The 20,193-nt window shown below is 63.1% G+C and carries 21 protein-coding genes; 16 read left to right on the forward strand and 5 right to left on the reverse strand.

Going from position 1 to position 20,193, the window contains the following annotated elements; genetic code table 11:
* Positions 1-24: 24 nt before the first annotated feature.
* Both ACIPO9_RS19340 and ACIPO9_RS19345 read right to left on the reverse strand, forming a co-directional pair.
* Positions 25-1,404, reverse strand: a complete 1,380-nt coding sequence (locus ACIPO9_RS19340) for a sensor histidine kinase (RefSeq protein WP_274134210.1) — start codon at positions 1,402-1,404, stop codon at positions 25-27.
* On the reverse strand, positions 1,397-2,128 hold the full coding sequence (locus ACIPO9_RS19345) for a response regulator transcription factor (protein WP_400782846.1): 732 nt from the start codon (positions 2,126-2,128) through the stop codon (positions 1,397-1,399). The genes ACIPO9_RS19340 and ACIPO9_RS19345 overlap by 8 nt, the downstream gene beginning before the upstream one ends.
* Before the next feature lie 248 nt (positions 2,129-2,376).
* Between ACIPO9_RS19345 and ACIPO9_RS19350 the strand changes: the two genes are divergently transcribed.
* The 3 genes from ACIPO9_RS19350 to ACIPO9_RS19360 all read left to right on the forward strand — a co-directional run bounded on the left by ACIPO9_RS19350 (position 2,377) and on the right by ACIPO9_RS19360 (position 6,253).
* The gene (locus tag ACIPO9_RS19350) at positions 2,377-5,130 is read left to right on the forward strand and encodes a response regulator (protein WP_400782848.1); all 2,754 of its coding nucleotides are present in this window, start codon (positions 2,377-2,379) and stop codon (positions 5,128-5,130) included.
* Positions 5,131-5,414: 284 nt separating this feature from the next.
* Entirely contained in the window at positions 5,415-5,852 is a 438-nt protein-coding gene (locus ACIPO9_RS19355; RefSeq protein ID WP_274134213.1) for a hypothetical protein, read from the forward strand.
* On the forward strand, positions 5,849-6,253 hold the full coding sequence (locus ACIPO9_RS19360) for an META domain-containing protein (RefSeq protein ID WP_274134214.1): 405 nt from the start codon (positions 5,849-5,851) through the stop codon (positions 6,251-6,253). Before ACIPO9_RS19355 ends, ACIPO9_RS19360 begins: the two co-directional genes overlap by 4 nt.
* A gap of 137 nt (positions 6,254-6,390) precedes the next feature.
* Here the strand turns inward: ACIPO9_RS19360 and ACIPO9_RS19365 are convergent, their stop codons facing one another.
* The gene (locus tag ACIPO9_RS19365) at positions 6,391-6,858 is read right to left on the reverse strand and encodes a TlpA disulfide reductase family protein (RefSeq protein WP_274134215.1); all 468 of its coding nucleotides are present in this window, start codon (positions 6,856-6,858) and stop codon (positions 6,391-6,393) included.
* 100 nt (positions 6,859-6,958) lie between these two features.
* On the opposite strand from ACIPO9_RS19365, the gene arsC reads away from it, so the two are divergent.
* The 11 genes from arsC to ACIPO9_RS19420 all read left to right on the forward strand — a co-directional run bounded on the left by arsC (position 6,959) and on the right by ACIPO9_RS19420 (position 16,171).
* The gene (arsC, locus tag ACIPO9_RS19370) at positions 6,959-7,312 is read left to right on the forward strand and encodes an arsenate reductase (glutaredoxin) (protein ID WP_274134216.1); all 354 of its coding nucleotides are present in this window, start codon (positions 6,959-6,961) and stop codon (positions 7,310-7,312) included.
* Positions 7,309-7,914, forward strand: coding sequence for an NAD(P)H:quinone oxidoreductase (wrbA, locus tag ACIPO9_RS19375; protein ID WP_400604248.1), 606 nt, complete (start codon positions 7,309-7,311; stop codon positions 7,912-7,914). The genes arsC and wrbA overlap by 4 nt, the downstream gene beginning before the upstream one ends.
* Positions 7,907-8,314 carry a DUF2069 domain-containing protein gene (locus ACIPO9_RS19380; protein WP_400782849.1) on the forward strand — a complete coding sequence of 136 codons (408 nt, stop codon included), beginning with the start codon at positions 7,907-7,909 and terminating at the stop codon, positions 8,312-8,314. Before wrbA ends, ACIPO9_RS19380 begins: the two co-directional genes overlap by 8 nt.
* Before the next feature lie 124 nt (positions 8,315-8,438).
* Positions 8,439-9,110 (forward strand): DNA-3-methyladenine glycosylase I, encoded by a 672-nt coding sequence (locus ACIPO9_RS19385; RefSeq protein WP_400782851.1) that lies wholly within the window; start codon positions 8,439-8,441, stop codon positions 9,108-9,110.
* Between the two features lie 92 nt (positions 9,111-9,202).
* Complete coding sequence (locus tag ACIPO9_RS19390) at positions 9,203-9,886, forward strand: GntR family transcriptional regulator (RefSeq protein ID WP_274134220.1); 684 nt, start codon at positions 9,203-9,205, stop codon at positions 9,884-9,886.
* A gap of 319 nt (positions 9,887-10,205) precedes the next feature.
* A complete protein-coding gene (locus tag ACIPO9_RS19395; protein WP_400604255.1) occupies positions 10,206-11,024 on the forward strand; it encodes a transporter substrate-binding domain-containing protein in 819 nt (272 codons plus the stop codon).
* Between the two features lie 147 nt (positions 11,025-11,171).
* A complete protein-coding gene (locus ACIPO9_RS19400; protein ID WP_400782853.1) occupies positions 11,172-12,947 on the forward strand; it encodes an aconitase X in 1,776 nt (591 codons plus the stop codon).
* A complete protein-coding gene (locus tag ACIPO9_RS19405) occupies positions 12,940-13,605 on the forward strand; it encodes an amino acid ABC transporter permease (RefSeq protein WP_274134223.1) in 666 nt (221 codons plus the stop codon). Before ACIPO9_RS19400 ends, ACIPO9_RS19405 begins: the two co-directional genes overlap by 8 nt.
* A 10-nt stretch (positions 13,606-13,615) precedes the next feature.
* Entirely contained in the window at positions 13,616-14,266 is a 651-nt protein-coding gene (locus ACIPO9_RS19410) for an amino acid ABC transporter permease (RefSeq protein WP_274134224.1), read from the forward strand.
* Positions 14,259-14,981: an amino acid ABC transporter ATP-binding protein gene (locus ACIPO9_RS19415; protein WP_274134225.1), complete on the forward strand. Its 723-nt coding sequence runs from the start codon at positions 14,259-14,261 to the stop codon at positions 14,979-14,981. The genes ACIPO9_RS19410 and ACIPO9_RS19415 overlap by 8 nt, the downstream gene beginning before the upstream one ends.
* A 152-nt stretch (positions 14,982-15,133) precedes the next feature.
* Complete coding sequence (locus ACIPO9_RS19420; RefSeq protein WP_274134226.1) at positions 15,134-16,171, forward strand: trans-3-hydroxy-L-proline dehydratase; 1,038 nt, start codon at positions 15,134-15,136, stop codon at positions 16,169-16,171.
* Positions 16,172-16,318: 147 nt separating this feature from the next.
* On the opposite strand, the gene ttcA is transcribed toward ACIPO9_RS19420, so the two are convergent.
* Entirely contained in the window at positions 16,319-17,143 is an 825-nt protein-coding gene (ttcA, locus tag ACIPO9_RS19425) for a tRNA 2-thiocytidine(32) synthetase TtcA (protein ID WP_274134227.1), read from the reverse strand.
* A 412-nt stretch (positions 17,144-17,555) separates the two neighbouring features.
* Between ttcA and ACIPO9_RS19430 the strand changes: the two genes are divergently transcribed.
* Positions 17,556-18,158, forward strand: a complete 603-nt coding sequence (locus tag ACIPO9_RS19430) for a Yip1 family protein (RefSeq protein WP_274134228.1) — start codon at positions 17,556-17,558, stop codon at positions 18,156-18,158.
* Between the two features lie 197 nt (positions 18,159-18,355).
* Positions 18,356-18,850 carry a SprT family zinc-dependent metalloprotease gene (locus tag ACIPO9_RS19435; RefSeq protein ID WP_274134229.1) on the forward strand — a complete coding sequence of 165 codons (495 nt, stop codon included), beginning with the start codon at positions 18,356-18,358 and terminating at the stop codon, positions 18,848-18,850.
* Here the strand turns inward: ACIPO9_RS19435 and ACIPO9_RS19440 are convergent.
* Positions 18,825-20,021, reverse strand: coding sequence for a CaiB/BaiF CoA transferase family protein (locus tag ACIPO9_RS19440; RefSeq protein WP_400782856.1), 1,197 nt, complete (start codon positions 20,019-20,021; stop codon positions 18,825-18,827). The genes ACIPO9_RS19435 and ACIPO9_RS19440 overlap by 26 nt on opposite strands.
* Positions 20,022-20,193: the final 172 nt, after the last annotated feature.

Genomic DNA, 20,193 nt, shown 5'->3' on the forward strand with positions numbered 1-20,193 from the left:
CCGGCAAGCCGTGCTGCTACGGGATCATGTGACGGTTAGGATTTCTGCGGCGGGAAGGCGCATGATCATCCGCAACCCCTGCGCGGTGTTTTCCGCCCACATGTCGCCACCCTGCAAACGCAGCGAATTACGCGCGATGCTCAGGCCCAGACCGAAACCGCCGTCCCCCGGCCGGGCGCCGTCCAGGCGAATGAATGGGGCAAAGATGCGTTCCAGATCGCTGTCATCGACGCCGCCGCCCTGATCCTCCAGCCACAGCAGCCAGTCATCGCCATCCAGACGCCCGCCCAGGCGCACGATGCCTTCAGGGGGCGAGTGCCGGATCGCGTTGCGCAGGATGTTCTCCAGCGCCTGGGCCAGGGTATTGAGATGCCCGCGCACCCAGCATTCGCTGCCCAAATCGCAGACCAGTTGCCGCGACGGCCAGCAGCTTTCGAAACAGGCGTTGTCCACCAGCATGTCCCACAGCGCCTGCACCTGAATGTCTTCATCAGGCAGTTTCTCGCGCTCGGCGTCGAGCCAGGCCAGGTGCAGGGTGTCGTCCACCAGCCGGCGCATGCCTTCCACCTCGCGCCCCAGGCGCTCACGCAGTTCGGGCAGGCTCTGCTCGGTGTCGCAGGCCACCCGCAGGCGGCTCAGCGGCGTGCGCAGCTCATGGGACAGATCGCGCAACAACTGTTGCTGGATCTGCACCGTGGATTGCAAGCGCGTGGCCATGTGATCGAAGGCGCGGTTGAGTTCGCCCAGCTCGTCCTGACGCGAAGTCATCTGCGACGACAACCCGCTGGACAAGCGGTCGGCACGCCAGGCATTGGCGTGCTCGCGCAACTGGTTGAGCGGGCGAATCAGCAGCCGGTACAAACCCACACACAACAAGAGTGTGAACAGCGCCGGGATGATGACATTGGTCAGCATCTGCCAGATTAGGGCATGCCGCCCCGGCTTGAAGCGCTCGGGCAGTTCGATGATCAGGCTGCCGACGCTGGCGTCCCGGGGGAACGGGATTTTCAGCCAGGGCGCGGTCTTCTGCCGGCGGCTCATGGGCCAGTCGACCCCGCGCATGAAGGTCAGGCGCTGCACCTGGGCGTCGCTGAGGGGCAGACTGCCCAACGATTGCAGGTCGCTGCCGATCACCCCGACCCAGCCGGATTCGTGCTGGCGCACCTCTCTGAGCCAGTCATCGACGCCCTGCTCCTTGCCCACTTCCCAGGCCTGCTCGGCCTCGGCTGCGTAGCTGTTGAGGACCCGCCGCGCATCAGGCGAAAGAAAGGCATTCTGGGTTTCGATGTAGCGGCCCCAGTACCAACTGAGCCAGATCATCAGCAGGCAGAAACCCACCAGCAAAATGGCCAGCCGCCAGAACAGCGAGTGCCTGCCCGGCAGTCGAAAGCGTTGTTCAGCCATCCAGGTCAGCCGCCGTCAGCACGTAGCCCTTGCCCCACACGGTACGCACCTGCCGCGCCTCGTAGCCGATGGCCTTGAGCTTGCGACGGATCTGGCTGATGTGCATGTCCAGGCTGCGATCATGCTGGGAATAGCCCCGCTGCAGCACATGCTGATAAAGGAAGGGTTTGCTCAGCACGTCCTCGGGGCTGCGCCACAGGGTTTCCAGCAGGCGGTATTCGCTGCGGGTCAGTTGCGCCGATTTGCCGGCGAAGCCGACGTCGCACAGGCCTTCATCGAAGGTCAGTTCGTCCTGGGCGGGCATCGCAGGCGCCGGCACCGCCATGTTGAACCGCCGCTCCAGTTCCACCCGGCGCAGGATCGCCTCGATACGCACCTTCAGTTCATCGACGCTGAACGGCTTGGGCAGGTAATCGTCCGCGCCATTGCGAAAACCGGTTATGCGGTCGGCCTCGGCTCCCAGCGCCGACATCAGGATGATCGGCATCGAATGCTGGCGACGCAGGTGGATCAGCACGTCCAGGCCGTTCATGCCGGGCAGCAGGATGTCCATCAGCACCACGTCGAACGGCTGCTGTTGCGCACGGGCCAGCCCCTCGCTGCCGTTCTGGCACCAGGTGACGTGGAAGCCGCAGCGATCCAGTTGGTCGTGCACGAAGGCGCCCAGCACCGGATCGTCCTCGATGGCGAGTATGCTGGGGCGGTGAATGATGGCGGGATTCATTGGCGTCTGCGAGTGATTCTCAAGGCGGCGATTATTCAAGATTGCTTGAGTATCGGCAATGGCGATTGATCCGAACCTTATGTAGGAGCCTTCGGTGATCGCCAATCAGCCGAGATTCCCCGCACGCAACTGGCTACACTGCGCAAACTACCAAAGGTGCTGTACGTCCCAATCACAGGCAACCATGGTCCGCGTCTTGCCTTCATGAACCGGCAAGACGACGTGAACAGGATTGCCGGAGAACAAGTGTGCTGAACAAACTGGGCATCAAAGGCCGCGTATTGCTGCTGACCCTGCTGCCGACCTGCCTGATGGCGGCGCTCCTGGGCGGTTATTTCACCTGGATGCAGCTTTCGGAGTTGCAGACCCAGTTGCTCAAGCGTGGCGAAATGATCGCCAACGAACTGGCCCCGCTGTCGGCCACCGCCCTGGCCAACAACGACAAGGGCCAACTGGACCGCATCGCCGGCCAGGTGCTGGAACAGGCCGACGTACGCGCGGTGTCGTTCCTGGATGCCAACCGCAATCCCCTGGCACACGCCGGGCCGAGCATGATCAACCAGGCGCCGGTCGGCAACAGCACGCACATGCTGCAGCGCTCGGAAAACGACGCCACCCGCTACCTGATGCCCGTTTTCGGGCGTAACCGGCACCTGACAGGCGAAGTGATTCCCGCCGAGGCCGACCGCCTGCTGGGCTGGGTGGAACTGGAACTGTCCCACAGCGGCACGCTGCTGCGCGGGTATCGCAGCCTGTTCGCCAGCCTGCTGCTGATCGCCGTGGGGCTGGGCCTGACCGCCATGCTCGCGCTGCGCATGAGCCGCACCATCAACGGCCCGATCTCCCAGATCAAGCAGGTGGTGGCGCAACTCAAGGACGGCAATCTCGAAGCGCGACTGCCGCCCATGGGCAGCCACGAACTGGACGAACTGGGCTCGGGCATCAACCGCATGGCCGCGACCCTGCAGAACGCCCAGGAAGAATTGCAGCACAGCATCGAACAGGCCACCGAAGACGTGCGCCAGAACCTTGAAACCATCGAGATCCAGAACATCGAACTGGATCTGGCGCGCAAGGAGGCGCTGGAGGCCAGCCGAATCAAGTCAGAATTCCTGGCCAACATGAGCCACGAGATCCGCACTCCGCTCAACGGCATCCTGGGCTTCACCCATCTGTTGCAGAAGAGCGAACTGACCCCGCGCCAGTACGATTACCTGGGCACCATCGAGAAATCCGCCGACAACCTGCTGAGCATCATCAACGAGATCCTCGACTTCTCGAAGATCGAGGCCGGCAAGCTGGTGCTCGACGCCATCCCGTTCAACCTGCGCGACCTGCTGCAGGACACCCTGACCATCCTCGCCCCCGCCGCCCATGCCAAGCAGCTGGAGCTGGTGAGCCTGGTCTACCGCGACACGCCGCTGTCGCTGGTGGGTGACCCGCTGCGGCTCAAGCAGATCCTGACCAACCTTGTGAGCAACGCGATCAAGTTCACCCGCGAAGGCACCATCGTCGCCCGGGCCATGCTTGAGGAAGAGGAAAACGACCAGGTGCAGTTGCGCATCAGCGTCCAGGACACCGGCATCGGCCTGTCCAGCCAGGACGTGCGCGCGCTGTTCCAGGCGTTCAGCCAGGCCGATAACTCGCTGTCGCGGCACTCCGGCGGCACGGGCCTGGGGCTGGTGATTTCCAAGCGGCTGATCGAGCAGATGGGCGGGGAAATCGGCGTCGAGAGCAACCCCGGCGAAGGCTCGGTGTTCTGGATCAGCCTGACCCTGCCCAAGACCCGCGACGACCTGGAAGACCTTCCCGCCCCACCGCTGATGGGCCGTCGGGTGGCGGTGCTGGAACATCACGACCTGGCGCGCCAGGCGCTGGAGCATCAACTGGAAGACTGCGGCCTGCAGCCGATGGTGTTCAACAATCTGGAGAACCTCATCAACGGCGTCACCGTGGTGCACCAGACGCCCCACGCCATCGACATGGCGGTGCTCGGCGTGACCGCCCACCAGTTGCCGCCCGAGCGCCTGCGCCAGCAGATCTGGGATCTGGAAAACCTCGACTGCAAGGTCCTGGTGCTGTGCCCGACCACCGAGCAGGCGCTGTACCAGGCATCGGTGCCGGACGCCTACACCCAGTTGCAGGCCAAGCCTGCGTGCACCCGCAAACTGCGGCGCAGCCTGTCGGAGCTGATCAACCCCAAGCAATTGCGCAACGAGCTGCCGGAACCGGTGTCCAGCCGCCCGCCGCGCATCCTCTGCGTCGACGACAACCCAGCCAACCTGTTGCTGGTGCAAACGCTGCTCGAAGACATGGGTGCCAAGGTGCTGGCCGTCGACAGCGGCTACGCGGCGGTTCAGGCCGTGCAGGACGAACCCTTCGACCTGGTGCTGATGGACGTGCAGATGCCGGGCATGGACGGGCGCCAGGCCACCGAGGCGATCCGCAGCTGGGAGACCGAACGCCAGTCGACGTCACTGCCCATCGTCGCCCTCACAGCCCACGCCATGGCCAACGAAAAACGCGCGCTGCTGCAAAGCGGCATGGACGACTACCTGACCAAGCCGATCAGCGAACGGCAACTGGCGCAGGTGGTGCTCAAGTGGACCGGCCTTGCGCTGCGCAACCAGGCGCCGGAGCGACACCCGGAAATCAGTCATGGCGGCGTCAGCCTGCAGGTGCTCGATCATGAGGAAGGTTTGCGACTGGCGGCAGGCAAGGTCGATCTGGCGGCCGACATGCTGGCGATGCTGCTGGCCTCCCTTGAGACTGACCGCGAGGCCATCCGCGCCGCGCGGGAAGCCGATGATCAGGTGGCCTTGATCGAGCGGGTCCACCGCCTTCACGGTGCCACCCGCTACTGCGGCGTGCCGCAACTGCGCGCCGCCTGCCAACGCAGCGAAACCTTGCTCAAGCAGGATTCCCCGGACAGCGACAAGGCCCTGGACGACCTGGAAACCGCCATCGCCCGGCTGGAAGTCGAGGCACGGGTGAGCGCTTGATGCAGTCCCGTAGCAGCCCGGCCGGGCGGCGCTCCGCTTGCCGGCGGGGGCCTACTCAAGATCGCCCCCGCCGGCAAGCCGTGCTGCTACGGGGTAGCGTACACCCCTGTAGGAGCGCGCTTGCCCGCGACCGCGGTGGGTCAGATACCCAGGATGCGCCTGACACACCGCCATCGCGGGCAAGCGCGCTCCTACAGGTGCCAGATGCCAGGTGCCAGACCGTCGCCCGACAGCGGGAATCCCTCTTCTAAAGTGTTAGCATGCGCGCCTATTTGGAGACCCCCATGGCCGAACACGATTTTCGCTACAGCATGCTCACCCCGCACCACACCCTGATCGAATGCCGCAGCCTCGCGCTGGGCCGCTATCAAGTGACCGGCAACGGCGGCTCGATCAAGCACGACGACGTGCTGCTCGTCACCGTCAAAGGCAGCAAAGACCTCTACATGCGCCTGAACGTGGAAAAGGTCCGTCACCTGATCAACCCGCCCGGCCAATGGGTCGCGGTCGCCAATGGCCCGGCGTTCACGGAGCTGGCGATCCATCAGTGGAAGGTCAACTGCAACGGCTGCGGCAAGGAGCAGGACATCGAATTCATGGTCGATGGCAAGGAAGGCAAGAAGGCCCTGAAGCCGGCTGCCACCGCGCGCATCGCGGAACTGGGCTGGAAAACCGTCGGCGAGAACCACCTGTGCCCGGCCTGCGCGAAGAACGCCGCATGAAATGCCTCGCCCTGCCCCTGCTCGCCACCGCCCTGCTGACCGGCTGCGCCAGCGATACCGGCGCGCTCCAGCGTGACCATGGCTATGTGCTGGAGTGGATCGGCGAACGTCCGCTGATCGACAACAGTCACCTGACCATGACCCTGGGCGAGGATGGTCGCGCCTATGGCAATGCGGGCTGCAACCACTGGTTTGCGTCCTACCGGCTGGACGGCGACTCGATCAGCTTCGGCCCCGTGGGCAGCACCCGAAAAATGTGCGCCCCGGCGCTGATGGACCAGGAACACCGCTTCCTGGAAGCCATGGGCAAGGTCGAGCATTGGGATGTATCAGACGTGCAGCAACTGGAACTGTGGCCCGCGCAAGGCTTGCCGCTGCGCTTCTGGCCCGAGGAAGGCTGATTGCTACCGACAATCCCCGTAGGAGCGCGCTTGCCCGCGACCGCAGTGTGCCAGACAACGAGAAGGTGTCTGACAGGGCGCAATCGCGGGCAAGCGCGCTCCTACCATTGGCGGCCATCAGCCCACCGCTCGCTCGCTCAACCCTTGCCCTTCAACTCCGCCAGCTTCTGCGCCACGCCGGCTGCGGTCTGTTCGCCCATCAACTGCTCACGCACCTTGCCCTTGTCATCGATGATGTAGGTCACCGGCAACGCTTCGCTCTTGGGCAGGTCGTACTGGTCGGCTGGATCGTTCGCCAGCACCGTGAACTTGATGCCCAGCGCATTGCTGGCGTTTTTCAGCTCGTCGCCCTGCAAGTTATCGAAGTTGACCCCGAACACGCTGACCTTCTGCCCGTTCATCTGCTCGGACAGCTTGTTCAGCTCGGGAATCTCGGTGCGACACGGGCCACACCATTCGGCCCAGTAATTGACCACCAGCCAATGTTTGTCGACCCGCTCACTGGCCACTTTCTGGCCGTTCTGATCGGTGCCCAGATCCACCCCGCACCCGCTGAGCAACATGCTGCCGATAAGTGCTACTGCTGCTGCCAACCGCCTTGCCATGATGCCTGTTCCTTTAAGAGAAAACGTAACCGGGCCCCATCTTGGCCTTTGTCGTCACAGCTGTAGAATAGCCGCCACCTCATGAAAGATGCGACTGCAAATGACCGATCTGACGCTTTATCACAACCCTCGCTGCTCAAAATCCCGTGGCGCGCTGGAACTGCTTGAAGCGCGCGGCCTGACCCCGACCATCGTGCGCTACCTCGAAACCCCGCCTGACGCCGGCCAGTTGCGTGAGCTGCTGGGCAAGCTGGGCATCGGCGCCCGCGACCTGCTGCGTACCGGCGAAGACGAATACAAGACGCTGAACCTGGCCGATGCGAGCCTCACCGATGAGCAACTGATCGCCGCCATGACCGCCCATCCCAAGCTGATCGAGCGCCCGATCCTGATCGCCGGCGACAGGGCCATGATTGGTCGTCCGCCGGAAAAAATCCTGGAGATCCTGCCGTGAGCGCGCCGTACATTCTGGTGCTGTTCTACAGCCGCAACGGCTCGACCAGCGAAATGGCCCGGCAGATCGCCCGGGGTATCGAGATGGGCGGCATGGAAGCGCGCCTGCGCACGGTGCCGGCGATTTCCACCGAATGCGAAGCCGTTGCCCCGAGCATCCCGGAAACCGGTGCTCTCTACGCCACCCTCGACGACCTGAAGAACTGCGCCGGCCTTGCGCTGGGCAGCCCGACCCGTTTCGGCAACATGGCCGCGCCGCTCAAGTACTTCCTCGACGGCACCAGCAGCCTGTGGCTGACCGGCGCGCTGGTGGACAAACCGGCCGCAGTCTTCACCTCCACCGCCAGCCTGCACGGCGGCCAGGAAACCACGCTGATGTCGATGCTGCTGCCGTTGCTGCACCACGGCATGCTGATCACCGGCCTGCCCTACAGCGAAGCGGCGCTGATCGAGACCAGCGGCGGCGGCACCCCCTACGGCGCCAGCCACCACGCCGGCGCGGACGGCAAGCGCCCGCTGGACCCGCACGAAACCACGCTGTGCCGCGCACTGGGTCAGCGCCTGGCAAAAACCGCACGGGCGCTGGAACCTTCCCGTGGCTAGAAAACCCAAGGTGCTGCCCGCGCTGCAATGGCTGGAACCTCGGGTTCGCTGGAGCCGGGTTGGCGCCTTGCTGTGTTTTCTGGGGCTGATCGCGCTATTGGCGATCTATTACCTGATCTTCGCCGACGTGCACGGCGCACGGCCTTGGGTGATCCTGTCGATCGAGCTGGTGCCGTTGCTGCTGCTGGCGCCCGGCATGCTGACCGGCAGCGCTCGCGGGCATGCCTGGACCTGCTTTGTGGTGAACCTGTATTTCATCAAAGGCGCTCTGGCTGCTTTCGACCCCGAGCGCTCGCTGTTCGGCGTGCTGGAAATGCTGGCGAGCCTGGCGGTGTTCACCAGCGCGTTGCTGTATGTGCGCTGGCGGTTTCAGCTCAACCGCAAGCTCGCTGCCGTGTAGGAGCGCGCTTGCCCGCGATTGCAGTGGGTCAGACGCACGATCTGTCTCAGACACACCGCCGTCGCGGGCAAGCGCGCTCCTACAGGGGCGGGGTGTGGCACAATTTTTTTGTTCTGGAGAGGGCATGCAAGACTACAAATGGCTCAATGAATACTGCCTCAACCGCTTTGGCTCCGCCGCCGCGCTCGAAGCGCACCTGCCGACTCCCGCCTCCCCGAAACAACTCAAGGCCATCAGTGACGACCGCTACCTGTCGACCCTGGCCCTGCGGGTGTTTCGTGCCGGTTTGAAGCACAGTCTGGTCGATGCCAAGTGGCCGGCGTTCGAGCAAGTGTTCTTCGGCTTCGATCCGGAAAAGGTGGTGCTCATGGGCGCCGATCATCTGGAGCGCCTGATGCAGGACGCCCGCATCATCCGCCATCTGGGCAAGCTCAAGAGCGTGCCGCGCAACGCCCAGTTGATCCTCGACATCGCCCACGAGCACGGCAGCTTCGGCAACTTCATCGCCCAGTGGCCGGTGACCGATATCGTCGGCCTGTGGCGCTATCTGGCCAAACACGGCAACCAGATGGGCGGCCTGTCCGCGCCGCGCTTTCTGCGTATGGTCGGCAAGGACACATTCATCCCCAGCCACGACGTCGTGGCCGCGCTCAACGCTCAGAACATCGTCGACAAGGTGCCCAGCAGCCAGCGTGATCAGGCGGCAGTGCAAGCAGCGTTCAACCAGTGGCACGCCGAAAGCGGCCGTCCGCTGTGCCAGATTTCGATGATGCTGTCCTATACCGTGAACCACTGATCTTTTTTCGTACGAAGTCTTACGACATCAGATGTAACAAATCGAAGGTCGTATACAATATCCGTCATCCACTCATTGCCTGAGTCTTGCGCGTGCCTCTTCTCCTATCCGACGCCCCCAACCTCGGCGTCGCGCCGTCCGCGTCCGAGGTGATCTCCAGGTACCTGCGCGAGTCGATCATTTCCGGCCAGTTCGCCGAAGATGAGCCGATTCGCCAGGACGACATCGCGCGCATTTTCAACGTCAGCAAAATCCCCGTGCGCGAGGCGCTCAAGCGTCTGGAGGCCGAGGGCCTGGTGCAGTTTCATCGCAACAAGGGCGCGGTGGTCACGCGGATCTCGGAGCCTGAGCTGGCGCAGATCTTCGAAGTGCGGGTGTTGCTGGAGGTCCAGGCCATTCGCCTGGCCGTGCCGAGGTTGACGGCAGCCCACATCCGCCGGGCCACGGCCATCTGTGACGAGTTCGTTGCCGACGATGACATCGGCCGCTGGGCCGAGTTGAACTGGGCCTTTCACACCTGCCTCTACGAGGCGGCGCAACGGCCATTCCTGCTGAACATGATTCGCTCCATCCACGACAAGATCGAGCGCTACCTGCGGGTGCAGATGAGCTTCGAGGAAGGCAAGGAGCGCGCCGACCAGGAGCATCGCGGCATCCTCAAGGCCTGTGCCGAACGCGACGTCGAGAAAGCCTGCGAACTGATCGAGCATCACATCATGAGCGTATGCCGCTCGCTGTACACCCACCTGCCCAACGCGTCCACCAGCGAAATCTGAATCCGGGCACTGTGCCGATTTCGTCATCCGTGAGGGCGAAATCGGTCAAGACCCGCCCCCTGCTTTACTGCCACTCTGACGCAGCGCCACCCACGGCACACACCTAACTAGAAGACGTGCATGTATGAAGCACCGCACACCATTTTGCTCCTTTATGTAACACCGCCCGGTCGCCAGCCGCCCGGGAAAACCTTGAAACCCGCCGAGTCGTCGTCCTGCAGCTATAGTGGCAAAGCAGGCACAAACTGTGCTTAGAAAATATCGTATACGAAATTACTTATCCGACTGTGTTCCATTACTTGCACCATTAGAGGCTCTTATGAAAAAGCATGGCATTGCTGTAGCCCTCCTCGCTGTAATGAGTACTTCTTTCATCAGTACGGCATTTGCCGACAAGCTCGATGACATCATTGGCTCCGGCAAGCTGCGTTGTGCGGTCACCCTGGACTTCCCGCCGATGGGCTCGCGCGATGACAAGAACAACCCGGTCGGATTCGACGTCGATTACTGCAACGACCTGGCAAAAGTGCTGGGCGTGACCGCCGAGGTAGTGGAAACCCCGTTCCCTGATCGCATTCCCGCGCTGATGTCGGGCCGCGCCGACGTGATCGTCGCCTCTACCTCCGACACCCTGGAACGCGCCAAGACCGTGGCCATGACCATCCCCTACTTCGCCTTCCAGATGGTGGTGCTGACCACCGACAAGACCGGCATCACCAAGTACGAAGACCTCAAGGGCAAGAACGTCGGCAACACCAGCGGCACCTATGAAGCCATCGCCCTGGAGAAGGACCAGAAGAAATGGGGCAGCGGCAGCTTCCGCGCCTACCAGACCCAGAACGACACCATCCTGGCCGTCGCCCAGGGCCAGATCGAAGCGTCCGTGGTGACCAACACCGTGGCCGCCGCATCGATCAAGTCCGGCAAGTACAAAGGCCTGAAAGTCGCCGGCAACGCGCCGTATGTCATCGACTATGTGTCCCTGGCGGCCAAGCGCAACGAGTACGGCCTGATCCACTACCTGAATCTGTTCGTGAACCAGCAAGTGCGCTCCGGCCGCTATGACGAACTGTGGAAAAAATGGGTCGGCGACGAGATTCCACCAGCCAGCCTGACCGTACCGGGCGTCTACTACTGAGTTGAGGCAACTTCGCCTGCAGGAGCGCGCTTGCCCGCGACCGAAGTGTGTCTGACGCCTCTTCGCGTCTGACACACCGCCATCGCGGGCAAGCGCGCTCCTACGGGAATCGGATTCTGACCTGGCCCTCATTTTCAGGAGCCTTTGATGTCTGAAATTTCGTTGAACGGGCGTTGCCTGGTCGCTGGCAGTGCCCAGGGCTCATTGCTCTATGCCGATATCGGCCTCAGCTTCTGGGGCGGGGTCGAGCCGTTCACCGGTGAGGTCATCGACCGCCACCACCCCCTGAGCGGGCAAATCATTACCGGCTGCGTCCTCGCGATTCCCAGCGGGCGCGGCTCATGCACCGGCAGCAGCGTGCTGCTGGAACTGATCCTCAACGGCCACGCCCCGGCGGCGCTGGTGTTCGAGCGGGTCGAAGACATCCTGACCCTCGGTGTGCTGATCGCCGAACAGATGTTTGGCCATTCGATCCCTGTCGTCAGCCTCGGCGAAGCCGGTTTTGCCGCGCTGCGCGATGTGCAGTTCGCCCGGGTCGAAGACGGCCGCGTCACCTGTTTCGACAGCCTGCCGCCGCAATTGCACGCAACCGTCAGCCCCACCCGCTCGAACACCGCCATCCAGAGCCGGATCACCCTGACCGAGATGGACCGCGGTTTTCTCGATGGCGCCTATGGCAAGGCCGCGCAGGTCGCCATGGGCATCATCCTGCGCATGGCCGAGCTGCAAGGCGCGACCGAGTTGCTGGACATCACCCAGGCGCACATCGACGGCTGCATCTACACCGGCCCCGCGAGCCTGCGCTTCGCCCGGCAACTGGTGGACTGGGGCGCCCGGGTACGGGTGCCGACCACGCTGAACTCGATCTCCGTGGACAAACGCCGCTGGCGTGAACTGGGCGTGGACCCGGCCCTGGGCGAACCCGCCAGCCAGTTGGGGGACGCCTATCTGGACATGGGCGCGAAGGTCAGTTTCACCTGCGCGCCTTACCTGCTCGACAGCGCGCCGCAACTGGGCGAGCAGATCGTCTGGGCCGAATCCAACGCCGTGGTCTATGCCAACAGCGTGATCGGCGCGCGGACGCTGAAGTACCCCGACTACCTGGACATCTGCATCGCCCTCACCGGCCGCGCACCGAAAATCGGCTGCCACCTGGCGCCCCAGCGTCACGCGACCTTGCGCATCGACGTGCCTTACATGGCCGAGCTGGACGACAGTTTCTACCCGCTGCTGGGCTACCACATCGGCCTGCTGTGCGGCGCCGAGATCCCGGTGGTCTGCGGCCTGGAACACAGGGCGCCGACCCTCGATGACTTGAAGGCCTTCGGTGCGGCATTTGCCACCACCTCGGCCGCGCCAATGTTTCATATCGCAGGCGTGACTCCGGAAGCCACCAACGCCGAACTGGCCCTTGGCGGACATCCGCCAGCCAAGACGTTGCGCATTGAAGAGATCGACCTGCTGCACAGCTGGCGTGAACTCAACAGCGCGCAAACCCCGCAAGTGGATGCCGTGACCCTGGGCAATCCGCACTTTTCAGTGAGCGAATGCGCAACCCTCGCCCAGCTATGCCACGGCCTGCGCAAGCACTCGAAGGTGGCGGTGGTGATCACCTGCGGCCGGGCCACGCTGGAAAGTGCGCAACGGGCCGGCTATGTCGCGACGCTGGAAGCCTTTGGCGTGCAGTTCGTCACCGACACCTGCTGGTGCATGCTCGCAGAACCGGTGATTCCGCCAGCGGCGAAAACGCTGATGACCAATTCCGGCAAGTACGCCCACTACGCACCGGGCCTGGTGGGGCGCAACGTGCATTTCGCAAGCCTTGCCGAATGCGTCGACAGTGCCTGCACCGGCCTTGCCAGCGGTCGCCTGCCGGTCTGGTTACACGCTGCAGAACAAAAAGAGGCGCTCGTTCATGTTTGATTACACCTTCCAATGGCGCGCCGCGTTCAAGGCGTTGCCGGACATGCTGCAGGGCGCCTGGGTGACGTTCGAAACCGCTGCGCTGTCGATGATCCTGGGGGTCATCATCGCGCTGTGCCTGGTGTTCATGCGCCAGGGCAAGAACCTGATCCTCAAGGGCTTCGCCGCCACCTGGATTTCCATCGCGCGCAACACACCGTCACTGTTCCAGGTGTACATCCTGTACTTCGGCCTGGGCTCCTTCGGTATCCACATCAACTCCTGGGTGGCGTTGCTGGCCGGGATCACCATCAACAACGCAGGGTACCTGGCAGAAAACTTCCGTGGCGGCCTCAAGGCCGTGCCCGACACCCAGTTGCGCGCAGCCCGCTCCCTGGGCATGAGCGCACCGCAGGCCTATCGGCTGATCGTCATTCCGCAATTGCTGCGCATCGTCTTCTACCCGATGACCAACCAGATGGTCTGGGCGGTGCTGATGACTTCCATGGGCGTGGTCGTGGGCCTGAACAACGACCTCACTGGCGTGACGCAGAACTACAACGTCATGACTTTCCGTACCTTCGAGTTCTTTGCCATTGCGGCGGTGCTCTATTACCTGATCGCCAAGCTGATCGTGGGCCTTGCGCGCCTGCTGTCCTGGCGCCTGTTCCGGTACTGAGGAGTTGACCATGTTCGAGACCACTTTCAGTTGGGGCGATCTGCAGTACATGCTTCAAGGGGCCTGGGTCACCATCCTTTTAACTGTCATTTCGATGATTATCGGCACCATTGCCGGCGTGATCTGCGGCATGGCCCGGGCCCTCCTGCCGCGCAGCACCATCCCGCTGGCCTGGGTGCTAGATGTGTTTCGCAGTGTGCCGCTGCTGATTCAATTCGTGCTGTTCAACGCCCTCAAGAGCATCGCGGGCCTGGATTGGAGCGCCTTCACCGTGGCCTGCATCGTGCTGGGCCTGTACGTGACCGCCTACGGCACGGAAATCGTGCGCAGCGGCGTGCTCTCGGTGCCGTTGAACCTGCGCCGCGCCAGCCGCTCGCTGGGCCTGAGCTACTGGCAGGATCTGCGCCAGATCGTCATGCCGATGGCCACCCGCGTCGCCTTCCCCGGCTGGGTCAACCTGCTGTTGTCGGTGATGAAGGACACGGCGCTGGTGATGTGGATCGGCATCGTCGAGCTGCTGCGCGCCTCGCAGACCATCGTCACGCGCATTCAAGAACCGCTGCTGGTGCTGTGCATCGCAGGCCTCATCTATTACGTCATGAGTCTGGTAATCGCCCGTATCGGCGCCCGGCTGGAAACGAGGTGGCAAGAAAATGATTGAGATCGACAACGTACACAAATCATTCGGCGAGCTTGAAGTCATCAAGGGCGTCAGCCTGCAGGTCGAGAAAGGCGAAGTGGTGTCGATCATCGGCGGTTCGGGCTCGGGCAAGTCGACGCTGCTGATGTGCATCAACGGCCTTGAGTCGATCAAGAGCGGCAGCATCCGCGTGGACGGCACCGAGGTGCACGCCAAGAGCACCGACATCAACAAACTGCGGCAGAAGATCGGCATCGTGTTCCAGCAGTGGAACGCCTTTCCTCACCTGACAGTGCTGGAAAACGTGATGCTGGCGCCACGCACCGTGCTGGGCAAGAGCAAGCAGGAAGCCGAGGCGATTGCCGTCAAGCAACTGACCCACGTGGGCCTGGGCGACAAGCTCAAGGTGTTCCCCGGCAAGCTCTCCGGCGGCCAGCAGCAACGCATGGCGATTGCCCGGGCGCTGGCGATGTCACCCAACTACATGCTGTTCGACGAAGCCACCTCGGCGCTGGACCCGCAACTGGTGGGCGAAGTGCTGGACACCATGCGCATGCTGGCCGAGGACGGCATGACCATGATCCTGGTGACCCACGAAATCCGCTTCGCCCGCGATGTGTCCGACCGCGTGGCGTTCTTCCGCAACGGCCTGGTGCATGAAATCGGCTCGCCGGACCAGGTGATAGGCAACCCGCAACGTCCGGAGACGGCGGATTTCCTCAAGTCGATCAAGTAGCACCCAAAGTCCAACCGTAGCAGCACGGCTTGCCGGCGGGGGCGTCCTTAAGGTCGCCGTCCACCTCAAGACCGCTCCCGCCAGCAAGCGGAACGCCGCCCGGCCGGGCTGCTACGGGGGCGGTATCACCTTTTACTGGAGGGTTCCTGGCAATGCGCTCATCGAAAGTGATTCATGTGGTCAGTTGTCATGCCGAAGGCGAAGTCGGCGATGTCATCGTCGGCGGGGTCGCGCCGCCGCCGGGCGATACGATCTGGGAGCAGTCGCGCTGGATCGAGAAGGACAACGTGCTGCGCAACTTCGTGCTCAACGAACCGCGCGGCGGGGTGTTTCGCCACGTCAACCTGCTGGTGCCACCCAAGAACCCCAAGGCTCAGATGGGCTGGATCATCATGGAGCCCGCCGACGTGCCGCCCATGTCCGGCTCCAACTCCCTGTGCGTGGCCACGGTGCTGCTCGACAGCGGCATCCTGCCCATGACCGAACCGGAAACCCGCCTGATTCTCGAAGCGCCGGGCGGCCTGATCGAGGCCATCGCCCAGTGCCGCGACGGCAAGGTGCAGAGCGTGGAAGTGCACAACCACCCCTCCTTCGCCGACCAGCTGGATGTATGGATCGAAGTGCCGGGCCTGGGCTCGATTCAGGTCGACACGGCCTATGGCGGCGACAGCTTTGCCATCGTCGATTCGACGAAACTGGGCTTTTCTCTGAAGGCCGACGAGGCGAAGGATCTGGTCGAGACGGGCCTCAAGATCACCAAGGCGGCCAACGAACAGCTTGGCTTCACCCATCCGCAGAACAAGGACTGGAACCACATTTCCTTCTGCCAGATCGCCGCACCGGTCAATTACGACGGCGGCGTGGCCAACGCGGCGAATGCGGTGGTGATCCGCCCCGGCAAGATCGACCGCTCACCCTGCGGAACTGGCTGCTCGGCGCGTTTGGCGGTGTTGCATGCCAAGGGACAGTTGAAGGTGGGCGACCGGTTTATCGGGCGCTCGATCATCGGCTCCGAATTCCATTGCAAGATCCAGAGCGAAACCGAAATCGCCGGGCGCAAGGCCATCGTGCCGAGCCTGTCGGGCCGCGCCTGGATCACCGGCACCCACCAGCACATGCTCGACCCCAGCGACCCGTGGCCTGAAGGCTACAAGCTGACCGACACCTGGCCGATCGGGTTGCAACTGTAGGAGCGCGCTCGCCCGCGATGGAGGGGGGTCAGACACATTTTCGTATCTGACACACCGCCCGTAGCAGCACGGCTTGCCGGCGGGGGCGTCCTCAAGATCGCTCCCGCCGGCAAGCCGTGCTGCTACGGGGTTGTGTGTGCCTACGAGTTAGAGATTCACCACATTGACGAAGCGCGAAGCGGCGGTTTCGTCGATGGTCAGGCTGGCGAAGTCGAACAGGTTGCGGTCGGCCAATTGCGACGGCACGACGTTCTGCAAACTGCGGAAGATCATTTCCGAGCGGCCCGGCGTCTTGCGGTCCCACTCCTGAAGCATGTCCTTGACCACCTGGCGCTGCAGGTTCTCCTGGGAACCGCAGAGGTTGCACGGGATGATCGGGAACTGCTTCATGTCCGAATAGGCCTGGATGTCCTTCTCGGCGCAGTACGCCAGCGGGCGGATCACCACGTTGCGGCCGTCGTCGGCACGCAGCTTGGGCGGCATCGCCTTGATGGTGCCGTTGAAGAACATGTTCAGGAAGAAGGTCTCGACGATGTCGTCGCGGTGGTGCCCAAGCGCCATCTTGGTCGCGCCGATTTCATCGGCGAAGGTGTACAGCGTGCCGCGACGCAGGCGCGAGCACAGCGAGCAGGTGGTCTTGCCTTCCGGGATCAGTTCCTTGACCACCGAGTAGGTGTCTTTCTCGACGATGTGGTATTCCACGCCCAGCTCTTTGAGGTAGGCCGGCAGCACGTGCTCGGGGAAGCCAGGTTGTTTCTGGTCCATGTTCACCGCGACGATGTCGAACTTGATCGGCGCGACCTTCTGCAGGTGCATCAGCACGTCGAGCATGGTGTAGCTGTCCTTGCCGCCGGACAGGCAGACCATGACCTTGTCGCCCTCTTCAATCATGTTGAAATCGGCCACCGCTTCGCCTGCGAGCCTGCGCAGACGCTTCTGCAGTTTGTTCTGATTGACTGAAAGGGTGCCCATGGCGCTGATGTCCGCTCGCTGTAACTTGAGGAAAGGGGCGGTATTTTACGCATAAACCTTGCCAGTGGTAATGCCCGGCCCGCTCGAACGCACAACCGTCTGTAGGAGCGCGCTTGCCCGCGATAGCGGTGAGTCAGCGACATAGATGTGTCAGACACACCGCAATCGCGGGCAAGCGCGCTCCTACGTGAAATATGCCGTTCATCCGGCTGAAACAGGCTGCTGATCGCCAACGGCTATTAACAACCCTCTTGAATGACCCAATTACTCTAAAGCCCACGGTTTCCGTGGCTTGCAGCTTTCTATACTGGCAAATGAGGTCGCAGCCGTTTTCCTTGTTGAGATTGTGGCCTTGCCCTGGCGGCATATGGCCGGTCAGGCGCGACGGCGTCCACCACGAGGAGTAACGGGCATGATCCATCACGTTTGGGGGTTGTTCACCCACCCCGATCAGGAATGGCAACAGATACGTGGCGATAAGGAAGAAACCATCGGCCACATGTACCTCACCCACACGCTGGTTCTGGCGGCGATACCGGCCATTTCAGCCTACATCGGCACCACGCAGGTCGGCTGGGTCATCGGCAGCCGCGCGCCGGTCATGCTGACCAGCGAAAGCGCGATCTGGATGACGATCATGTCCTACATCGCCATGCTCGCAGGCGTCGGCGTCATGGGCGGTTTCATTCACTGGATGGCGCGCACCTACGACGCCTCACCCAGCCTTGCCCGCTGCGTGGCGTTCGCCACCTACACCGCCACCCCTCTGTTCCTTGGCGGGCTGGCGGCGCTGTATCCGCACATGTGGCTGGGCATGATGGTGGGCCTGGCGGCCGTCTGCTACACGGTTTACCTGCTGTATGTGGGGCTGCCGGTGTTCATGAACATCCACCCGGACGAAGGCTTCATGTTTTCAAGCTCGGTGCTGGCGGTGGGCCTGGTGGTGCTGGTGGCGATCATGGCGTTCACCGTGGTGCTCTGGGGCATCGGCGTGGGGCCTGAGTACACCAATTGATGCGACACCTCACTGTAGGAGCGCGCTTGCCCGCGACCGCGGTCTTTCTGATACATCTTCGTATCTGACACGCCGCCGTCGCGGGCAAGCGCGCTCCTACAGGGGTCCGCAGTGGGATTCGTGACCATTCGGCAGCTTGAGTTTTCGGCCAGCACTCGCTTTGCGGCATACTCGCCTCCTCTGGAGACCGATGAAGCATGCTCGAGCAACTCAATTCCCGCGTCGAATCCTGTTACCAACTCGCTGAAGACTTTTTCAAACGCCCTTTCAAACGCCCGGTCGTGAGCCTCAAGCTGCGCGGCCAGAAGGCCGGTGTCGCGCACCTGCACGAAAACCTGCTGCGCTTCAATCCGCAGCTGTACCGCGAAAACAGCGAAGACTTCCTGCGCCAGACTGTGGCCCACGAAGTCGCGCACCTGGTCGCCCATCAACTGTTCGGCGACAGCATCGCGCCCCACGGCGAAGAGTGGCAACTGATCATGCGCGGCGTGTACGAACTGCCGCCCAACCGCTGCCACACCTACGAAATCCAGCGTCGCCGCGTGACCCGCTACATCTACCGCTGCCCGTGCCCCGAGAGCGATTTTGCGTTTTCCACGCAAAGGCACAAGCTGGTGCACAAAGGGCGGCGTTATCTGTGCCGTAGGTGCCGGGAGATCCTGGTGTTCAGCGGTGAGACGCGGGTGGAATGACGCCCGCATCGCGCATCGCGTCGATCTGCTGCTGATCGAACCCCGCCTCCAGCAGCACCTGCTCGCTGTGCGCGCCTGCCGCCGCACCGATGAATCGTGGCGCGGGCAACCCTTGCGAGAACTTCAGCGGGCAGGCCATCTGCGCTTGCAGGCTGCCATCGGGCCTTGGAACCTGGGTTACCACTCTGCGGGCCTGCAACTGAGGATGGCTGACGGCCTGCGACAGGCTCAAAACCGGTTCGACACAGGCATCTATCGTTGAGAACAGCCCTTGAAGTTCATCGAAACTGCGGCGTTCGAATTCCATTTGCAGCGCTTGCTTGATGAAGGTCTGGTCAGTTGCCTCGGCGGATAACCCTTTCTTGGCCAGCTCGGGCCGTTCCAGGGCGGTGCACAGCGCCTGCATGAACACCGGCTCCAGGCTGCCCACGGAAAACCAGCGCCCGTCGCGGCTGCGGTAATAGTCGTAGTAGCTGCCGCCATTGAGCATCTGGCCCTCAGGCTGCGGTTCGACACCGGCCGCCAGATACCCCGCCCCCGCCAGCGCATTCAGACTGAAGGCGCAGTCGGTCATGCTCACGTCCACATACTGACCCTGCCCGGTCTGCTGGCGTGCAACCACGGCCGCGAGCAGGCCGACCACGCCATGCAGCGAACCGCCCGCCACGTCCGCCACCTGTACACCCGAAGGCGAAGGGCCTGAGTCCTTGCGTCCGGTATGGCTGGCGACCCCGGCCAGGGCCAGGTAGTTGATGTCGTGGCCTGCACGCTCGCGATACGGCCCTGTCTGGCCGTAACCGGTGATGGCGACGTAGATCAGCCGCGGGTTGATCGCCTTGAGCGCCTCATAGCCGATTCCCAGCCGGTCCATCACTCCGGGCCTGAACTGCTCCAGCACGATGTCGTAATCAGCCACCAGCCGCTTGATGACCTCCACCGCCTGGGGCTGCTTGAGGTCCAGCGCCAGGCTGCGCTTGTTGCGGTTGAGATACGCGTGGCTTGCCGAAACACCCTGATCGAAGGGCGGCAGCTCACGCAGAAGGTCCAGCCGGGTGGGCGACTCGATCCGCAGCACCTGCGCCCCCATGTCCGCCAGCAACAGCGAGGCGAAAGGGCCGGGCAACAGCGTGGAGAAATCGAGAACCTTGAGCGACGACAGCGGACCTTGCATGCGCGGGCTTCCCTGAATGGTGGCTGAGGTCAGAGTAGGCAGGGCGTTGGATGTCGGCAATGACCCAAGCCGACATCAGGGCTGACGCATTCTCTGTGGGAGCGGGCTCGCCCGCGAAGGCGTCAGGCCTGGCAACACGTCTTTGACTGGCCCACGGCATTCGCGGGCAAGC

This window comes from Pseudomonas sp. NPDC090203 (genome assembly GCF_044746765.1).
Taxonomy (GTDB): domain Bacteria; phylum Pseudomonadota; class Gammaproteobacteria; order Pseudomonadales; family Pseudomonadaceae; genus Aquipseudomonas; species Aquipseudomonas putida_AD.